This is a genomic window from Rhizobium sp. P40RR-XXII, assembly GCF_012641405.1.
Taxonomy (GTDB): Bacteria; Pseudomonadota; Alphaproteobacteria; order Rhizobiales; family Rhizobiaceae; genus Rhizobium.
Map to the genome: position 1 here is coordinate 168,167 of NZ_JABAII010000005.1, position 19,414 is coordinate 187,580.

Genomic DNA, 19,414 nt, shown 5'->3' on the forward strand with positions numbered 1-19,414 from the left:
TTGCAAGACCCCATTCGAACCCGATGCGACAACGGCATCCTGGAGGTGACGATCGATCGACCGAAGGCGAATGCCATCGATCTGGCGACGAGCCGGCAGATGGGGCTGATCTTCCGCGACTTCCGCGACAATCCCGATCTGCGCGTCGCCATCGTCACAGGCGCGGGCGAGAAATTCTTTTCTGCCGGCTGGGATTTGAAGGCCGCCGCCGATGGTGATGCGGTCGATGGCGACTATGGCATCGGCGGTTTCGGCGGCCTGCAGGAATTGCGCGATCTCAATAAGCCCCTCATCTGCGCCGTCAACGGCATCTGTTGCGGCGGCGGGCTCGAAATAGCGCTTTCGACCGATCTGATCATTGCCGCCGCCCATGCAACTTTTGCTTTGCCGGAAATCCGCTCGGGCACCGTTGCCGATGCGGCATCGATCAAGTTGCCGAAGCGCATCCCCTACCACATCGCGATGGACATGCTGCTGACCGGTCGTTGGCTGAACGTCGAAGAGGCGCATCGCTGGGGCTTCGTCAACGAGATCGTCCTGGCCGACAAGCTGATGGACAGGGCATGGGAACTCGCCCGCCTGCTCGCAAGCGGGCCACCGCTCGTTTACGCGGCGATCAAGGAAATCGTTCGCGAAGCGGAGGGCACGACATTCCAGACGGCCATGAATAAGATCACCAAGCGGCAGTTTGCGACCGTCGACGCCCTTTATTCAAGCGAGGATCAATTGGAAGGCGCACGGGCTTTCGCGGAGAAGCGAGCCCCAATCTGGAAAGGAAAGTAGAGCCGGCGACAACCGCAGCATTTTCCCGCATGATCGCGGGCAGCAGGCTTCAGGCGGAAGAGGAAACCGCGACGTGAAGTGGCTTGCCCGGGAGTTTTGTCAACACGGCAAGAAGAAGGAACAGGGGAATGAACGACTATACGAAATATCTGGCAAGCCGCGTCACGGCGGGCGGCCTCAGCCGCCGCGAATTCATGGGACGCGCAATGGCAGTGGGCGTGACTTTAACGCTCGCCGACAAACTCTTTACCGAAAGCGCAATGGCAGCCGAACCGAAACGCGGCGGTCATCTGAAGCTTGGCCTGGAAGGCGGCGCCGCGACCGATTCCAAGGATCCGGCGAAATTCCTGTCTCAGGTCATGTTCTGCATTGGCCGCTGCTGGGGCGACATGCTGGTGGAATCCCACCCGCTGACCGGTGCAGCCGTTCCGTCGCTCGCAGAATCCTGGGAGCCGTCGAAGGATGCCGCCACTTGGACCTTCAAGATCCGCAAGGGCGTCAAGTTCCACAACGGCAAGGATCTGACGATCGACGACGTCGTCGCCACGCTCAAGCGTCATACGGATGCAAAATCGGAATCGGGCGCGCTCGGCGTCGTGAAGTCGATCAAGGAGATCAAGGCCGACGGCGACAACCTCGTCCTGACGCTGACCGAAGGCAACGCCGACATGCCGTTGCTCCTGACCGACTATCACCTCGTCATCCAGCCGAATGGCGGCTATGACGACCCCCTCGCCTCGATCGGCACCGGCCCCTACAAGCAGGTTAGCTTCGAACCCGGCGTGCGCGCCACGTTCGAGCGCAACAAGGACGACTGGCGCACGGACCGCGGCTTCGTCGATTCGGTCGAGATCATCTGCATGAACGATGCGACGGCGCGTATCGCCGCCCTGTCGTCCGGTCAGGTCCACTACATCAACCGTGTCGATCCGAAGACGGTAGATCTTCTGAAACGCGCGCCGACCGTCGAGATTCTCTCTACCGCCGGCCGCGGCCATTACGTCTTCATCATGCATTGCGACAAGGCGCCCTTCGACAACAACGACCTGCGCCTGGCGCTGAAATACGCCATGGACCGCGAGACCATGGTCAAGAAGATCCTCGGCGGCTACGGCAAGGTCGGCAACGACTTCCCGATCAACAGCACTTATGCCCTCTTCCCCGATGGCATCGAGCAGCGCGCCTACGACCCCGACAAGGCCTCCTTCCACTACAAGAAATCCGGCCACAGCGGATCGGTGCTGCTGCGCACATCGGAAGTTGCCTTCCCCGGTGCCGTCGATGCGGCGGTGCTTTACCAGGAAAGCTGCAAGAAGGCCGGCATCAACATCGAGGTCAAGCGCGAGCCGGGCGACGGCTACTGGACGAACGTCTGGAACGTCCAGCCCTTCTCCACCTCCTACTGGGGCGGACGTCCGACGCAGGACCAGATGTATTCCACCGCCTATCTGTCGACGGCGGACTGGAACGACACGCGCTTCAAGCGTCCGGACTTCGACAAGCTGCTGCTTCAGGCCCGTTCCGAACTGGACGAGGCCAAGCGCAAGGAGCTTTATCGCGCCATGGCGATGATGGTGCGCGACGAAGGCGGAGTCATCCTGCCGATGTTCAACGATTTCGTAAACGCCTCCACCAAGCAGGTGAAGGGCTACGTCCACGATATCGGCAACGACATGTCGAACGGCTACGTCGCCACCCGCGTCTGGCTAGAGGCCTGATGCCCGAAGCCGGGCGAAAACGCCCTCATCTCTGACGCAGCCGGGACCGCGGAAGCCTTTCGCGGTCCTCCCGACGTTTCAAGCAATTCCAGGAAAAGTGCGCAGCAGTTTTCCGTCCGGAATCGCGTAAAACAACAAGATTGAGCGGTTCGACGGTTCCTTCAAACCCCGAACCGCTCCAAGCGAGAGGCATCGGCCATGTCCAATCTGCCCCCCGGAACCGTTTTGCCCGGGCTGAGGTTCAAGCAGCGTTTTCCGCTGCTGTCCCTCGTTTTCGAGCGTTGCCTGCTCAGCATCGTCCTGCTGTTTGCGGTCTCCATCCTGATCTTCGGCGGGCTCGAAGCCCTGCCCGGCGATTTCGCCACCACCTATCTCGGCCAGTCGGCGACGCCGCAGGCCGTCGCCAATATCCGCGAGGAGCTGGGCCTCAACCGGCCCGTCGCCACCCGCTATGTGCAATGGCTTGGCAATGCAGTGCAGGGAGACTTCGGCACCTCCTGGGCCAGCAAGAATTCCGTCGGCGAACAGATCGGCAAGCGGCTTGGAAACTCCCTGTTTCTCGCCGGCTTTGCCGCCTTGATCTCGGTGCCGCTGGCCGTCTGCCTGGGCATGCTGGCCGTTCATTTCCGCAACCGCATGCCCGACAAGATCATCAATGTCATTTCGCTGGCGGCGATTTCGCTGCCGGAATTCTTTATCGGTTATCTGCTTATCATGTTCTTCTCCGTCAAACTCGGCGTCGCGACCTTTCCGGCGACGGTCTTCGACGGCATGGGCTTCATCGACCGGCTGAAGGCGATCGCCCTGCCGACGGCAACGCTGGTTCTGGTCGTGCTCGCGCACATGATGCGCATGACACGGGCGGCCATTCTTTCCGTGATGTCGTCGGCCTATATGGAGACGGCCGAGCTGAAGGGACTGTCCGCCTTCCGCGCCATCGTCAAGCATGCCGCCCCCAACGCGCTGGCGCCGATCATCAACGTCATCGCGCTCAACCTTGCCTATCTCATCGTCGGCGTCGTCGTCGTCGAGGTCGTTTTCGTCTATCCCGGCATGGGTCAGTACATGGTCGATGCGGTGACGGTGCGCGACATGCCCGTGGTCCAGGCCTGCGGCCTGATCTTTGCCGCCGTCTACATCTTCCTCAACATGACGGCCGATATTCTCGCCATCGTCGCCAACCCGCGCCTGAGGCATCCGCGATGAGATTGAAAGATATCCCCATTACCGCCTGGGTCGGCATCATCGGTATCCTGATTGCCTTCATCTGCGCGATCTTCGCGCCGTGGATCGCCCCTTACGGCGAGACGGAAGTCGTCGGCAATGTCTGGCAGCCCGCCGATACGCAATATTTTTTCGGCCTCGACAATCTCGGCCGCGATATCCTGTCGCGTCTGATCTATGGCACCCGTACGACACTGTTCGTCGCGCTGGCAGCAACGATCATTTCCTTCTCGCTCGGCATCATCCTGAGCTTTACCGCCGCCGTCTCACGCGGATGGATCGACACGGTCTTTTCGCGTTTCAACGACCTGATGATGTCGATCCCGACGCTGATCTTCGCGCTCGTCGTATTGGCTGTGCTGCCGCAGAACCTGATCGTGCTGATCCTCGTCATGGCCATCCTCGATTCCACTCGCGTCTATCGTCTCGGCCGCGCCGTGGCGCTCGATGTCGCGGTCATGGAATTCGTGGAGGCGGCCAAGCTTCGCGGCGAAGGCAAGATCTGGATCATCTTCCGCGAGATCCTGCCGAATACGCTGTCGCCGCTGCTGGCGGAATTCGGCCTGCGCTTTGCCTTTTCGATCCTGTTCCTCTCGACGCTGTCGTTCCTTGGCCTCGGTATACAGCCGCCCTCGGCCGACTGGGGCGGCATGGTCAAGGACAACAAGGACGGCATCATCTTCGGCATCTCCGCCGCGCTCGTGCCGGGTTCCGCGATCGCGGCGCTGGCGATCTGTGTCAATCTGGTGGTCGACTGGCTCTTAAGGCGCACCTCCAGCCTCAAGGGAGGGCGTGGCGATGCCTGAGCTTCTTTCCGTTCGCGATCTCAAGATCGAGGCAACCAGCTATCCGCCCGGCGAGCCGCCGAAACGTGTTACCATCGTCGATGGCGTCTCCTTCGATCTTCAAAAGGGCAAGGTGCTTGGGCTGATCGGCGAGTCAGGCGCCGGCAAATCCACCATCGGCCTTTCCGCTCTGGCGTATGGCCGTGGCGGCGCCGAAATCACCGGCGGCAAGGTGCTGCTCGACGGCACCGACATCCTGCCGCTCGGCAAATCCGGCATCCGCCGGATCCGCGGCGCGCGCGTCTGCTATGTCGCCCAATCGGCCGCTGCCGCCTTCAATCCGGCGCATAGGCTGGGCGATCAGGTGATCGAAGCCACCGTCAAGCACCGCCTGATGACGAAGGAGGAGGCGAAGAAGCGAGCGCTCTATCTCTTCCGCGTCCTTGGCTTGCCCAATCCGGAAACGTTCGGAGAGCGCTATCCGCACCAGGTTTCGGGAGGGCAGCTGCAGCGCGCCATGACCGCCATGGCGCTCTGCTCCAATCCGGAACTGATCGTCTTTGACGAACCCACCACCGCGCTCGACGTGACGACGCAGATCGACGTGCTTGCGGCGATCAAGCATGCGATCGAAGAGACGAATACGGCAGCGCTTTACATCACCCATGACCTTGCCGTCGTCGCCCAGATTTCCGACGACATCATGGTGCTGCGGTACGGCAAGACAGTGGAATATGGTAGCGTCCAGCAGATCATCGAGGAGCCCCGACAAGACTATACCCGCGCCCTCGTCAACGTGCGCCAGGAGGCACGAACCGAAGCCGCCGACCAGTCGGCCGCGCTTCTGAAAGTCGAAAATATCAGCGCGCAATACTCCAACGGTTTCAAGGTATTGCACGATGTTTCTCTACATCTTCCGAAAGGACAGACGCTGGCGGTGGTCGGCGAATCCGGCTCCGGCAAGTCGACACTTGCCCGCGTCATCACCGGCCTGCTGCCGCCAAGCGACGGCCGGATCTCCTTCGATGGCAAGCCACTGACACCCGCCTTGAAAAATCGCTCGCGGGAGGAATTGCGGCGTATCCAACTGATCTACCAGATGGCGGATACCGCGATGAACCCGCGCCAGACCGTGCGCGACATCATCGGTCGCCCGCTGACCTTCTATGACGGCCTGCGTGGCGCGGCAAAGACGGCACGCGTGAAAGAGTTGCTGGATCAGATCGAGATGAGCAACGGCTTCATCGACCGCTATCCGGCCGAGCTTTCCGGCGGCCAGAAGCAGCGCGTCGCCATCGCCCGCGCACTTGCGGCCAAGCCGGAACTCATCCTTTGCGATGAGCCGACATCGGCGCTCGATCCGCTGGTTGCCGAAGGCATTCTGAAACTGCTCATGAAGCTGCAGGAAGAGGCGCATCTTTCCTATGTCTTCATCACTCATGACATCGCCATCGTGCGCGCCATCGCCGACAGTGTCGCGGTGATGCATCGCGGCAAGCTCGTTCGCTTCGGCCCGAAATCGCAAGCGCTTTCCCCGCCCTTCGACGACTATACCGACCTGCTGCTAAAATCCGTGCCTGAGATGGAGATCGGCTGGCTGGAGCGGGTGCTGACGACTCGGAGAATGGAGAGCGCCGGAAATTGAAGGCTCGACATTTTCGGGCACTCACCCGGATTTGAGGGCCTCGTTGCGAAAATCGGTGTCATCAATACTCTGCCGGCACCGCGTACACTTCGGCGGAGGGATCTGCGAGGAATGAGCGTACCGTGGGTGGCAGCTGGCGTGACGACAGCGGCAGAGGTCCGCAGCGCGCGAGAAGTTCACGCAGGTCTGGCTCGGCGCCGACATGCCGCCAGATCATCCGTGACGCATAGGGGAGATTTTCCTTTCGCCAGGAGACCCCCATTGTCGTTCCACGCAAGTAGACGCGCTGATACTCGTCGAATGGCAGGAGGATCGTCTGTGACAGTATGGGGTTCGGGCCGACGACGCGCTCCGTAATGAATATCCGGTTTCGATAGAAGGCCGCCAAACCCACATATTTTGAAAACTGCTGGATGCCGTTTCCAGGATCCCGCAGGCGCTCCATTGATTTGACATGCACAAGCCCGCCCTGCTCGATAAGGCGACTGCACGAACACACGACCATTCCAGGCCAGGACGGCGAGCGATGATAGGTCTGAAAATAGCCGATATGGCGCCGTAGCGCGGTCAGATCTCCGGGGAACGCTCTTAGGAGTTCGGAACTTTGATTGAGGTCTAGGTTCGGTTTGCGAAGCCGCTCGCGAAAGACCCTGGGAGCGAGACCAAAGTCGGCCGAATCGAGATCGAAATACTTGGCTATGCGCGCTAGGTTATGGGCAGACGGTCTCGTCTGGCCGTTGATGTATCGGTTGAATTGCTGCCGATTGATATCAATCGCGCGGCAAAGATGCGAAATGGAACGCTGCGTGGCACAGGCAATCTTGAGGTTCTCGACCAGGTGAGGCATTGGCAGCTCCGTCTTGATGAAGCTAGCGTAAACTCGCTTAAAGATGCGTCAAGTCGCGAAATTGCGTGGGCCGGCCTGACCTCTACGTTCCCTCTTACAAAATGGAAAAGAGGGAACTGCAATGACGCATCAAAAAGAACAATCTTCGCACCTTAAAATCGGCCGCCGCCACTTTCTCGGCGGTGCCGTCGCGCTCGGCGCATTGCCGAGCCTTGCCTCAAGCCTGCTGATGCCGCGCGACGCTCGCGCTCAGGAAGCAAAACATGGCCGCCATCTGAAGCTCGGCCTCAAGGGCGGCGCCACCAGCGACGCACTCGATCCCGCAACATACAGTGCCTCCGTCCTGTTCGTCATTGGCCGCCTTTGGGGCGATACGCTCGTCGAATCCGATCCCAAGACCGGTGCGCCCCTGCCGTCGCTGGCGGCTTCATGGACGCCATCGACGGACGCGTCCGTCTGGACTTTCAAGATCAGGAACGACGTGCAGTTTCATGACGGCAGCAAGATGACCATTGCCGACATCGTCGCGACGCTGAAGCGGCACGCAGACAAAAATTCACAGTCCGGTGCTCTGGGGCTAATGGCCTCGATCACCGGTATCGAAGAAAAAGCGGGTGACCTTGTCCTGACGCTTTCGGAAGGCAACGCAGACCTGCCCCTTCTCCTGACCGACTACCACCTGATCATCCAGCCGAAGGGTGGCGTGGACAAGCCCGCAGCCGCCGTCGGCACCGGCCCTTACATTTTGAAAAGCTTTGAACCCGGCGTTCGTGCCTCCTTTGAGAAGAACCCCAAAGATTGGCGCGCCGATCGCGGCTTTGTCGACAGCGTGGAAATACTCGTTATCAACGACAACACCGCCCGGATCGCCGCCCTGGCATCCGGCCAGGTCCATTTCGTCAACAACGTCGACCCGAAGACCGTCGCGATGCTGAAGCGCGCGCCGAATGTCGATATCGTCCGCAGTGCCGGTAAGGGCTTCTACAGTTTTCTGATGCATTGCGACACGGCACCGTTCGACAACAGCGACCTCCGGCTCGCGCTGAAATATGCCGTCGATCGCCAGTCGATCCTCGACAAGGTGCTGGGCGGCTACGGAACGATCGGCAACGACTATCCGGTCAATTCCAATTACGCTCTCGCGCCAACCGATATCGAGCAACGTCCATATGATCCTGACAAGGCCGCCTTCCATTTCAAGAAATCGGGTCTCGATCGCCCAATTCTGTTGCGCACATCCGACGCCGCCTTTCCCGGCGCCGTGGATGCGGCAATCCTCTTCCAGCAAAGCGCGCGCAAGGCCGGAATCACAATCGATGTGAAGCGCGAACCGGAAGACGGCTACTGGACCAATGTTTGGAACAAGCAGCCCTTCTGCGCCTCCTTCTGGGGCGGCCGTCCGACACAGGATTCGCGCTATTCGACCTCCTATCTATCGACCGCGGAGTGGAACGACACGCATTTCAAGCGCCCCGAGTTCGACAAGATGGTGCTGCAGGCAAGGTCCGAACTCGATGAGAGCAAACGCAAGGAACTTTATCGACATCTGGCTCTGCTGGTGCGAGACGATGGTGGTCTGATCCTGCCCGTCTTCAACGACTATCTCATGGCCGCCACGAAAACGCTGAAAGGATATGTCGACGACATCGGTAACGACATGTCCAATGGCTATATCGGCAGCCGCGTGTGGTTCGACGCGTAAACATCTTTGAGATATATATGATCATGGCAGACCGCAGCTTCACCACCATCGAAAATCACTGGATCACTCTCAAGGACGGCACGCGGCTCGCCGCGCGCATCTGGATGCCCGATGGCGCGGAGAGCGATCCCGTGCCGGCAGTCTTCGAATTCCTGCCTTACCGCAAGCGCGACGGGACGAGCCCGCGCGACGAATCCACTTATCCGGTCTTCGCCGCAGCCGGCATTGCCGGGGTCCGTGTCGATATCAGAGGCTCCGGCGAATCCAGCGGCATCATCGATGGTGAATATACCGAGTTGGAGCTCGCCAATGCCTGCGAGCTGATTGCCTGGATCGCGGCGCAGCCCTGGTCGAACGGCTCGGTCGGCATGATGGGCATTTCCTGGGGCGGCTTCAACTGCCTGCAGGTCGCGGCCTTGAAGCCTCCGGCATTGAAGGCCGTGATATCGATCGCTTCCACGGTCGACCGCTACAATGACGACATTCACTACAAGAACGGCTGCCATCTCTCCGCCCAGCTTTCCTGGGCGGCGACCATGCTGGCCTACCAATCACGCTCGCCCGACCCGGCCATCGTCGGCGACGAATGGCGGGATATGTGGCTGCAGCGCCTCGAGCAGGAACCCTTCTTCATGGAAGAATGGCTTCAGCATCAGCGCCGCGACGACTTCTGGCGGCATGGGTCGATCTGTGATGATTTCGCGGGCTTTGATATCCCGGCCCTCGTCATTGCCGGCTGGGCGGACGGCTATCGCAACACTCCGCTGCTTGCGGTCGAGGGCCTCGGCGAGAAGACGAAGGCGCTGATCGGTCCATGGGTCCACAAATATCCGCATTTCGCCTGGCCGAAGCCGCGCGCCGATTTCCATGGCGAAGCCATCACGTGGTGGAACCGCTGGCTGCGCGGCGAGCCCAACGGCGCGGAGACCATGCCATCCGTGCGCGCCTATATTCTCGATTCGATAAAGCCCGCCACGCGCCGCGATTTCGATCCCGGTTTCTGGATCGCCAAGCGTCGTTGGCGGCCGCCTGACATGCAGTACTTCTATGTCGAGCAGTTCGGCAGCTTGATGGAAGGCATGCCGATCCCGCACGCGCCGGAATATCCCGTCTATTTGCGCTCGCCGCTCGAGACGGGCACAGCCTCGGGCGAGTGGTTTACCCTGAAGCCGGACGCAGAATTGGCGATCGACCAGCGCGTCGACGATGCCGGGTCGCTGACCTTCCAGACGACACCGCTGCTGGAAGACCATGATTATCTCGGCCGCCCCGTCGTGAGCCTGACGCTGCGATGCGACGCCGAAACCGCCAATCTCTGCGCAAGGCTTGTCGACATCCATCCGGATGGCACGGCGACCCGCGTCTCGTTCGGCGTGCTCAATCTCGCCCATCGCAATGGCAATGCTGCTCCGGAGCCGTTGATTAAGGGTCAGCTGACCACCGTGACCGTGACGCTCGATGCCTGCGGCTATCGCTTCCGCAAGGGGCACCGCATCTGTCTGTCGCTGTCGACAGCCTATTGGCCGATGGTCCTGCCGCCGCCGGAAAATCCGGGGCTGACGATCGACATCGCCTCCATCGGTCTCGCCTTGCCGCAGCTCGGTGCGCATGAGCTCATCGATGTGAAGCAGCCCGACAATCCCGATCCGCTGCCGAAATATATCGAGCATGCGCCGTCTCTAACGAAGCGGCAGGTCGTTCACGATCTGTCGGAAGGTCAAACTCGTTATGAAATTCACGAGGATACCGGACTTCTTGAACATCCTACTACAGGTCTTTCGACCCGACAGCTGCGCGAGGAAACCTGGTCGATCGCGCCGGACGATCCGCTGTCGATGAGCGGCATCTCGACATGGACCTGCGACATGCAGCGCCCCGGCTGGTTCGTCCGCACGGTCGCGACATCATCCATATCCTGCACGGCAAAGGATTGGATCATCAGCGCCTCCGTCATTGCCTATGAAGGCGAAATACAGATTTTCGAGAAGATATTCGAAGAGAAGCGTATTGCGCGCGACCTGATGTAGGTCAGCGCTGACGGGCAAACCGGCTTGCCGCCGCACAGACGGCGGCAAAGCCGGCCCGCGCGCCTTCGCTCATATGCCGTGCCCGCAGCCAGGCATGCACCATCTGCGGCTCCTCGCGGAACCAGACTTCAACGCCCGCCTGCGCCAGACGCGCCGCATAATTACGGCCGTCGTCACGCAAGGGATCATAATGTGCCACCGTGATGAAGGTTGGCGGAAGACCGGCGACGGAAGACAAAGCAAGCGGCTCGGAGACCGGATTACCCGATGGAGCCTGCAGCACACTGCGGTAATAGGCGACATCCGCGGTCGTCAACCCCGGCGCATCGGCCATTTCCTCATAGGAGCCGGAGGTAAGGTCGCCGCCGAGCGCGGGGTAGATCAAGATCTGCCCGACAATTCCTGAAAGCCCCTCGGCTTTCGCCCGCACAGCCAATCCCGCCGCCAAATTGCCGCCGGCGCTGTCGCCGATCAGGACGACCGATTTCTTTTCGGCGAGAAGCTGCTTGAGGACGGTAAAGCAATCATCCGTTTGAGCCGGCCAGCGATATTCCGGCGCCAGCCGGTAATCGACCGAGATCAACTCCGCGCCGGCATGATCGGCAATCTCGGCGCAGATGGCATGATGGCTCTCGAGCGAGCCAACGACGAAGCCGCCGCCATGGAGATAAAGGAGGTTCGTTGCCGTACGGAGATCGGCCGGCCTGTAATGCCGGACCGGGATCGTCCCGACGACCAATTCATTCCTGGTGTCCATGCCCTCGGGCAAGCGGCGATCGAAACGGGCGCATAAGGCGTCATACCACTCACGCTGCTGCGTGATCGAAGCCGCGACCGCATCCGGCGGATAGAAGGAATCGCAGATTTCCATGAACTGCAAGATGCCTGCCTCGCTCGGCATGGGACGCTCGGCAGTAGCCATCGGATATCCTCGATTCGTGCGTATCCACCAAGGATAGCGCGCGGTTGCAACCGAATGCTTATCTCCCTACGGCCATCGTCGCCACGATGGCGACATTCGCCGATCGCGACGGCTCAGTCAGCTGCAAATACGCTGCTCGACGGCAAGGGAAAACCCGTCGGCATCTGCATGCACTGCGCGTTGGACCAGGTGAGCGCTGCAAGCGCGAGGGCCGCGCCAATTACAAGCCGAAGCATGATATTTCCTCATCCATGTTGCTACTATCGCAAGGTCAGTTGCCTTGCGGGCGCATTCAATCAGTACGCCTGCGCCGTGGAAGCGGCGGAGCTCCATCTATATCGGCCTGTTGAGGCTGACTTATGGCCAAGCCGTGACAAACGTTGATTGCTCGTGAACGATCCGCTCGGCGCTGGCCCGACCGCGGGGTTGGACCTTCACCTTGCGTGATATTGCTCGTCCGTCACATGTTCCAGCCAATCCACAACCTTGCCGTCTAGATGTTCCTGGATGGCGATATGGGTCATGGCCGTCGTCGGCGAAGCGCCGTGCCAGTGCTTCTCGTCCGGTTCGAACCAGACGATATCCCCCGGCCGGATCTCCTCGACCGGGCCGCCTTCACGCTGAACGAGACCCAGGCCAGCCGTGACGATCAAGGTCTGGCCGCGCGGATGGGTATGCCACGCCGTCCTGGCGCCAGGTTCGAAGGTGACGCTGCCGGCCGCCGCCCGGCGGGCGTCATTGGCAGCAAACAGCGGGTCGATGCGTACCGTACCCGTGAACCAGTCGGAGGGGCCTTTGCCAGAGGGCTGCGTGCCGTTCTTCTTGATGTCCATGATGACGTCCTTCCCGAGATCGGTTGCGATGGCGCGACCGTGTGGGACTTAATTTAGCTCACGATTCACGAAGCGGTAGAGGGCCGTTCACGCATAGACTTATGAATTAGGACGATAAATCCCCTTCGAGTTGGAGGAAGCAGATACCCAGGGTGACCGTGTCGCCATGTCTATCGCGACATCATCGCACGGATGCTGCGATCTACCGATTGCAGCAGCTCGAAAGCTTCGTAGCGCCGCTCATGCAACGCTTTAACGGCGCCTTCGGCTGGCTCGAACCGTTTCGCCAGCCGCGACATGGCTGCCATGGCTTCGACGAGAGAGCCGCAATGTCCGCCAGCCGTAGCGCCGAGCATGGCGGCACCGAGAAGAACGGGTTCTTCCGTATCGGAGACGGCGACCGGCCGGCCGGTCGTATCCGCCAAGAGCTGTCGCACGAGGCCGCTCTGGGCAGCGCCGCCGCTTGCAATGATGAGATCGCAGGCAATGCCATCCTGTGCCAGCTTTTCGAGCAACTGCTTGAGGCCGTAACCGATGCCGCAAAGGCCGGCGATGTAGAGAGCGGTGAGATCGTCAACGCCGGTTTCCAGCCCAAGGCCGGAAATGACGGCACGCGCATCGGGATCGGCATAGGGTGAGCGGTTGCCGAGGAATTCGGGAACGACCTGGATGGATCGCGCGAGCTTCACGGCGTCGGACGCGTTGTTGCTCACCTTTATGGCCTGCCGGTCGAGCCAGGCGACCAGCGACAGGCCCTCCGCCTCAGCCTTCTGACGCGCCTCGCCGGATGCCGGATGCATGGTGACGAGATGATCGATCGCAGCACCTGCCGCCGATTGGCCGCCTTCAGTCAGCCAGAGACCGGGCACCATCGCCGAATAATAAGGTCCCCATACGCCATCGACGAACACGGCTCCTTCGCTCGACGCCATGGAACAGGCCGATGTGCCGAAGATATAGGCGAGCCTGTTCCTGACATCGGCCTGGCCGTCCGACCCCTGCCCGCCCAGTGTCCCGACGCCGCCGGCATGGGCATCGATCAACGATGCGCCGACCGGCGTGCCGATAGCAAGGCCGAGATCGCGCGCGGCTAACTCGTTCAAGCCCTCGCCAAGCGCCGTACCCGGCTCGACGATCTCGGTGCCGATCCGCGCAAAGCCTTCATCGGCCAATTCGCCGAGGCCAATATTTTTAAAATACTCGGTATCCCAGCGCTTCTCATGGGCGAGATAGGTCCATTTGCACGTCACCGTGCACACCGATCTCTGCAGCGAGCCTGTCGCGCGCCAGGTCAGATAATCGGCTAGATCGAAGAAATGGTCGGTTGCCGCGAAGAATTTCGGCAGGTTTCGCTTCAGCCACAGCAGCTTCGGCGTCTCCATCTCCGGCGAGATGCGGCCGCCGACATAGCGCAGCACGGCATGATTTCCGGCATTGATCTCCGCTGCCTCGCCGGCGGCGCGATGATCCATCCAGACGATGATGTTGCGATCGGCGTCACCCGATGGTCCCACAGCCACGGGCCGACCGTCCGCTTTAACCGCAACCAGCGAACACGTTGCATCGAAGCCGATGCCGGCGACATCACCGGCTGCTATTTTAGCCGTGACGACTGCCTCCTTGACGCTGTCGCAAACAGCCTTCCATATCTGCTCGCTCGACTGCTCGACGATGCTGCCGGCCTCGTGCCAGATGGTGATCGGCCGCTTGGCTGCGGCGAGCAAATGGCCATTTGCATCAAAAACCCCGGCCCGGGCGCTGCCGGTGCCGACATCGATGCCGATGAAATATGGTGCCGTCATCACAGATCCGTACGCAAGGGCAGGATCACCAGATCCCGGATTACGATGTTGCGCGGTCTCGATAGCATGAAGAGCACCGCTTCCGCCACCTCAGTCGCCTCCATGAGGCCGCCGGCGGCAATCGCTTCATCGAGCTTTGCCTGCGGCCAGTCGCTGATCAGCGCTGTCACCACCGGCCCCGGCGCCACGGCGCCGACGCGGATGCCATGCTTGGCGACCTGACGCCGCACCGTGTGCGTGAAGGCCTGAACGGCATGCTTCGACGCCGTATAGATCGGCTCCCAGACTACGGGCACCAGGCCGGCAATCGAGCTGGTCATGATGATGTCGCCGGTCTTGCGCTCGATCATATGCGGCAGCACCATTCGGACCGAGCGGAAGGCCGCGTTGATATTGAGACCCAGCATCCGGTCCCAGGCGTCTGGATCGCCTTCCGCGACCTCGCCGCCGATATAGGCGCCGGCATTGGCATGGAAAATGTCGAGCTTGCCGAACTTGCCGAGAATTTGCGGCATCATCGTCGCCACGCTCTCGGGCTTCAGAAGATCGACGACGACGGGATGGGCGTTCGGCCCCAGTTCGGCACAAATGCTTTTCAGGCTGTCTTCGGTCCGGTCGACGAGGGCGACGCTAGCGCCCTCGTTCAATAACGATTTGGCGCATTCCAGGCCAATTCCAGAGGCAGCCCCGGTGATGGCGGCGACTTTGCCGGCAAAATCCTGTTTCATGGCAATCCTTACCTTCTTGAAGAAATCAGCCGCGCCCATGCGAGGCGCGGGAACGGCGGGCCAGCGAGTCGACGATGACGGCAATGGCAAGAACTGCGCCTGTTATCATGTAGCGAAGCGCCGACGACAGATCGAGCATGGTGAGGCCACTGGCGATCGACTGGATGACGATGATGCCGAGCAGGGCTGAATAGGCGCTGCCGCGGCCGCCGAACAGGCTGGTGCCGCCGATGACGGCCGCAGCGATCGCATTCAGATTAACGTCGCCGGTCCCTGCCTGCTGGCTGGCGGACGCCAAACGTGCTGCCGCCAGCACGCCGCCAAGGGCCGCGAACATGGCACAAAGCACGAAGGCGCTGGTATAGATCCGCCGTACATTGATGCCGGCGCGCCGCGCGGCCTCGCGATTGCCGCCGACGGCGGACATCGACCGGCCCCATTGCGTGCGCGTCAGCGCATAATTCATGACGATGGCGAGCACCACGAACAGGGCGAACATCCAGGGAATGCCGCGATCCTGATTGAGATAGAAGGCGACGAATTCCAGCGCCACCGTGATCACAGCTGCCTTCGCCAGCAGACCACCCACCGACGGCGCGGAGAGATTTGCCTGCTTGCGCCGCCGCACAGCGCCTAAGCCGGTCACCAACAGGACCGCACCCGGAATGAGCGCGAAGACATAGGCGAGCGGGCGGGGGATGACGAGAAGCTGGCCGAAATTCACGATCGCCGAACCATAGGGCAGATTGATGGAACCGGTCGCGCCGAGCAGATAGAGCTGCATACCGAGCACGGCGAGAAGACCCGCCAATGTCGCAACGAAGCTCGGCATGCCCAGCCGGTTGAACAGCACGGCATAGACAGCACCGATCACGCCGCCGACGACGAGTGCGGCGAGGATCGCCAAGGCCACCGGCCAGCCTTCATTCACCCAGAGCATGCCGACCATGGCAGATGCGAAGCCGCTGATCGAACCGACGGAAAGGTCGATCTCGCCGACCATCAGCACGCAGACGATGCCGAGCGAGATGATGCCGACGGTCGAGGCGTCGAACAGCAGGTTGGCGAGATTGTTGCTGGAGAGGAAGGTCGGGTTGAGCGTACCGAACACCGTCCAGATGATGACAAGGCCGACGACGACAGGCAGCGAGCCTAAATCGCCGGAGCGCACCTTGTCGATCGACGAGCGGATTGTGGCCGCAAGCCCGGTGTCATGGTTGACGCGAACGTCGCTGCGGTCGAGCAGCAGGGTCGATTGCTTGCCGTTCTCACTCATGGCTGGCCCCCTTCTCCGAGTTCCTGTTGGGCCTGGCGCCGCACGGCGCGCCGCGATACGGCGTTTTCCGTGGCTCCGGTGATGGCGCTGACGAGCTCCTGGTTCGAGGCGTCGGGATAGAAGATGCCGTTATTGCGGCCGAGACGCAGAACGACGATGCGGTCGGCAACGGCGCGCACGTCCTCCATATTGTGGCTGATCATGAGGACGCCGAGCCCCTTGTCGCGGACGCGCTCGATGAGGTTCAGCACTTCGGCTGTTTGAGCCACGCCAAGTGCAGCCGTCGGCTCGTCGAGCATGATGAGTTTCGGCTCGAGCAGCAGCGAGCGGGCGATCGCCACCGTCTGCCGCTGGCCGCCCGAAAGCGATGCGATCGGGATGCGAACGCTCGGGATGCGCGCCGCAAGCTCATTGAGCAGCGTCCAGGCGCGAACTTCCATGGCGGTCTCATCAAGCTTCATCGGGCTCAATTCCCGGCCGAGAAAGATGTTTGCAACGACATCCAGGTTCTCGCAAAGAGCCAGATCCTGAAAGACCGTGGCGATGCCAAGGTCAAGCGCGGTTGCAGGATCGCTGAGCGTCACCTGCTTGCCGCGGAATGTGATCGTGCCTGAACTCGGCTGGTGGACGCCGGCCAGCACCTTGACGAGCGTCGATTTGCCCGCGCCATTGTCGCCGACGAGTGCCACGACTTCGCCGGCATGCACATCGAGGTTGATATCCGTCAGTGCCGAGACGGCGCCGAAGTGTTTCGAGATCCCTTTGAGGCTGAGCACCAGCTCGCCCGATGGGGCTCTTTGATCGGAAGCGTCACTCATTTCTCGCCACCTTCCCGGGTTGAAATGCTGTTGGTTTCCGGCCGCCGAAGCGGCCGGTTCTGGATGGTGCGGAGCTTAGCTGCCGATACCGAGCTTCTTGCAGCCATCGGCATAGCGGTCGATGCAGAGCTGGTCCGGCGTCTGGATCGGCTTGCCGTTGACGGTCTTGTCGATGATTTCGGCCTTGAGGTTTTCGGACGTCACCAAGGCCGGCGTGAACAGCTTGGTCGGCGTGTCGAAGAGCTTCGTGTCGGCCTTCGGCGTCTCGCCCGAGAGCAATTCGATCGCGACATTGGCAGCGGCAGCGGCAACGATCTCACTCGGCTTGGAGATCGTATTGTACTGGTCGCCGGAAATGATGAGCTGCAGGCCGGCGATCGTCGCATCGTTTCCCGTGACAGGCGGGACCGGATCGAAGCCGGCGGCCTTGAACGCGGCAACAGCCGCGCCGCCAGTGCCGTCATTGGCGGCAACGACGCCGAGGATTTTCTTGCCGAAGCGGGTAATCTGCCCGCTTGCCCATTGCTGCGCCTTCGGCGGCGCCCATTCCGGCGTATCGAATTCCGCCAGCACCGGATAGCCGCCCTCTGCGAGACCGGCATGAATGCCCTTCTTGATCAGGCCGGCGGCAGCATCCGTTGGCGAACCATTGATCTCGAGAAGGCCGCCGTCGCCTGCCTTGACGTTCTTCGCCTTCAGGTGATCGACCAGCGACTTGGCGATCATCTTGCCGATCTCTTCATTGTTGAAGGACACATAGTAATCGGCGGCAGCCGACGGGATCGGGCGGTCATAGGCGATGACGCGCACGCCCTGGCTCTGCGCCAGCTTCACCAGCGAAGCGGCGGCCGTGGAATCCACCGGATCGAGCACGATGGCCTTTGCGCCCTGCGAGATCGCCGAGTTGAACTGCTGCTGCTGGCGCGAGGCGTCACCATTGGCGTTCTGATAGATGACCTTGCAGCCGGCGCAGAGCTTCTTCATCTCCGCCTGGAAACCGGGGAAATCGTGCTCTTCATAACGCGTGGAGCTCTGGTCTGGCATGAGGAAGGCGACAGTCGCGTCAGTCACCTTGGCCGACTGTGCGAAGGCGGACGTGCCGGCCAGAAGACCGACGGCAAGCGCGGCTGCGCCAGCGATTTTCAGTGCGAAATGGTTCATTGGAATTTCTCCGTTCCAAATGGTCATGGTTTCCCTCGATCATCACGGCTGTCCGCACGCAATGCTCTTGTTTGATGCGTCGTCGAGAACGGTCCCAAACCGACGCGGCGGTAAATTTTGCACAAGCCTTCTCCTTCGGGCGACAGAGGTGCCCGTTCGCTTGCCCTCAATCTTATCTCTCCTCCCTGTCCTCCTGTGTTAGGCGGCCTCCACCGCGCGTGCATGCTGTGCCAAGAGCGATCTGAACCGGGAGGGCGCCATGCCCTTCTGGTCCAGAAAACGCCGATTGAAGTTCGAGATATTATTGAAGCCTGCCGCAAAGCAGATATCGGTGATCGTCATGTCAGCCTTGCTCATCAGCAGATGACAGGCAAAGTTGATGCGCAGCCGATTGACATATTGCACCAGTGCCATGCCGGTGTGCCGGCGGAAGCTGCGTGAAAAGGCGCTCGGGCTCTGACCGGTCAATTCGGCCAGATCGCACTCGCTGAACGGCTCGGTCAGGTGCGCGTTGATGTAAGCCAGCGCCTGGTTGACGCCGGCCGACATGAAACCGGATGGGTCCGGCTGATAGCCGGCGCTGGCAAGCGTGCGCGTGCCTTCAGCGCGGCTCATCGCATCAAGAATATTCATGAAGAGCTCGATGCGGCGGATGCCGGTCGCGTCCACCAGCTCGCCGAGGATCGGGCCGACGATGGCAGCTGTTTCAGGCGTAAAGAGCGCACCACGGCGGCTCGTTTCAAGAATACCGGCGCAAGCCGACAGCTCCGGAAAGACTTTACTGGCATCGGCAAAGAAGGATTCGGAAAATTGCAGCACGCGGCAGCGCAGCGGTAAGGTGACGCCGACGGGAACGTCGCTCACCCAATTATGCGGCAGGTTCGGCCCCGTCAGCACGAGATTGCCCGGCTCGAACTCGCCGATGAAGTCGCCGATGAAATATTGGCCCGTCGTCGCGACGACGTGGTGGATTTCATATTCGGGATGGAAATGCCAGCGAACGGTGCGGTAGGGATAGCCGTGTTCCCAGGCCTTGAAGGATTCTCCGCTGCCGATTGCGACCACTTCCAAATCGGGATTCATCGGCAAGCCTCCTTTCATCCGTCCGCGTTCACTACGGTTACGGCGCCTCCTCCCAGAGGC

The 19,414-nt window shown here is 61.2% G+C and carries 17 protein-coding genes; 7 read left to right on the plus strand and 10 right to left on the minus strand.

The genetic code is table 11. From position 1 onward, the window contains the following. From HGP16_RS11910 to HGP16_RS11930, 5 genes are all read left to right on the plus strand, one after another. Positions 1-783: a carnitinyl-CoA dehydratase gene (locus HGP16_RS11910; protein WP_168840215.1), complete on the plus strand. Its 783-nt coding sequence runs from the start codon at positions 1-3 to the stop codon at positions 781-783. Between the two features lie 128 nt (positions 784-911). After that, positions 912-2,501, plus strand: coding sequence for an ABC transporter substrate-binding protein (locus tag HGP16_RS11915; RefSeq protein ID WP_168840216.1), 1,590 nt, complete (start codon positions 912-914; stop codon positions 2,499-2,501). Between the two features lie 198 nt (positions 2,502-2,699). Beyond that, entirely contained in the window at positions 2,700-3,707 is a 1,008-nt protein-coding gene (locus tag HGP16_RS11920) for an ABC transporter permease (protein WP_168840217.1), read from the plus strand. After that, the gene (locus tag HGP16_RS11925; RefSeq protein ID WP_168840218.1) at positions 3,704-4,531 is read left to right on the plus strand and encodes an ABC transporter permease; all 828 of its coding nucleotides are present in this window, start codon (positions 3,704-3,706) and stop codon (positions 4,529-4,531) included. The genes HGP16_RS11920 and HGP16_RS11925 overlap by 4 nt, the downstream gene beginning before the upstream one ends. After that, complete coding sequence (locus HGP16_RS11930; RefSeq protein ID WP_168840219.1) at positions 4,524-6,155, plus strand: ABC transporter ATP-binding protein; 1,632 nt, start codon at positions 4,524-4,526, stop codon at positions 6,153-6,155. Before HGP16_RS11925 ends, HGP16_RS11930 begins: the two co-directional genes overlap by 8 nt. Positions 6,156-6,216: 61 nt before the next feature. Here HGP16_RS11930 and HGP16_RS11935 read toward each other — a convergent pair whose 3' ends face one another. Further along, positions 6,217-7,002 carry a helix-turn-helix domain-containing protein gene (locus tag HGP16_RS11935; protein WP_168840220.1) on the minus strand — a complete coding sequence of 262 codons (786 nt, stop codon included), beginning with the start codon at positions 7,000-7,002 and terminating at the stop codon, positions 6,217-6,219. A gap of 121 nt (positions 7,003-7,123) precedes the next feature. Here HGP16_RS11935 and HGP16_RS11940 point away from each other — a divergent pair, with 121 nt between their 5' ends. Together HGP16_RS11940 and HGP16_RS11945 are read left to right on the plus strand one after the other, a co-directional pair. Further along, on the plus strand, positions 7,124-8,704 hold the full coding sequence (locus HGP16_RS11940; RefSeq protein ID WP_168840221.1) for an ABC transporter substrate-binding protein: 1,581 nt from the start codon (positions 7,124-7,126) through the stop codon (positions 8,702-8,704). A gap of 23 nt (positions 8,705-8,727) precedes the next feature. Further along, the gene (locus HGP16_RS11945) at positions 8,728-10,731 is read left to right on the plus strand and encodes a CocE/NonD family hydrolase (RefSeq protein WP_168840426.1); all 2,004 of its coding nucleotides are present in this window, start codon (positions 8,728-8,730) and stop codon (positions 10,729-10,731) included. A 1-nt stretch (position 10,732) separates the two neighbouring features. Here HGP16_RS11945 and HGP16_RS11950 read toward each other — a convergent pair whose 3' ends face one another. The 9 genes from HGP16_RS11950 to HGP16_RS11985 all read right to left on the minus strand — a co-directional run bounded on the left by HGP16_RS11950 (position 10,733) and on the right by HGP16_RS11985 (position 19,354). Further along, positions 10,733-11,653: an alpha/beta hydrolase gene (locus HGP16_RS11950; protein WP_168840222.1), complete on the minus strand. Its 921-nt coding sequence runs from the start codon at positions 11,651-11,653 to the stop codon at positions 10,733-10,735. A gap of 113 nt (positions 11,654-11,766) precedes the next feature. Beyond that, positions 11,767-11,889 (minus strand): hypothetical protein, encoded by a 123-nt coding sequence (locus HGP16_RS34405; RefSeq protein ID WP_281408223.1) that lies wholly within the window; start codon positions 11,887-11,889, stop codon positions 11,767-11,769. A 198-nt stretch (positions 11,890-12,087) separates the two neighbouring features. After that, entirely contained in the window at positions 12,088-12,486 is a 399-nt protein-coding gene (locus HGP16_RS11955; protein ID WP_168840223.1) for a cupin domain-containing protein, read from the minus strand. 170 nt (positions 12,487-12,656) lie between these two features. Continuing rightward, positions 12,657-14,288, minus strand: a complete 1,632-nt coding sequence (locus HGP16_RS11960; RefSeq protein ID WP_168840224.1) for an FGGY-family carbohydrate kinase — start codon at positions 14,286-14,288, stop codon at positions 12,657-12,659. Then, positions 14,288-15,016 (minus strand): SDR family oxidoreductase, encoded by a 729-nt coding sequence (locus HGP16_RS11965; protein WP_168840225.1) that lies wholly within the window; start codon positions 15,014-15,016, stop codon positions 14,288-14,290. The genes HGP16_RS11960 and HGP16_RS11965 overlap by 1 nt, the downstream gene beginning before the upstream one ends. Positions 15,017-15,041: 25 nt before the next feature. Beyond that, positions 15,042-16,292, minus strand: coding sequence for a sugar ABC transporter permease (locus HGP16_RS11970; RefSeq protein ID WP_168840226.1), 1,251 nt, complete (start codon positions 16,290-16,292; stop codon positions 15,042-15,044). Beyond that, entirely contained in the window at positions 16,289-17,110 is an 822-nt protein-coding gene (locus tag HGP16_RS11975) for an ATP-binding cassette domain-containing protein (RefSeq protein WP_168840227.1), read from the minus strand. Before HGP16_RS11975 ends, HGP16_RS11970 begins: the two co-directional genes overlap by 4 nt. Before the next feature lie 75 nt (positions 17,111-17,185). Continuing rightward, a complete protein-coding gene (locus HGP16_RS11980; RefSeq protein WP_168840228.1) occupies positions 17,186-18,271 on the minus strand; it encodes a sugar ABC transporter substrate-binding protein in 1,086 nt (361 codons plus the stop codon). A 198-nt stretch (positions 18,272-18,469) separates the two neighbouring features. Next, positions 18,470-19,354 (minus strand): AraC family transcriptional regulator, encoded by an 885-nt coding sequence (locus HGP16_RS11985; RefSeq protein WP_168840229.1) that lies wholly within the window; start codon positions 19,352-19,354, stop codon positions 18,470-18,472. Positions 19,355-19,414: the final 60 nt, after the last annotated feature.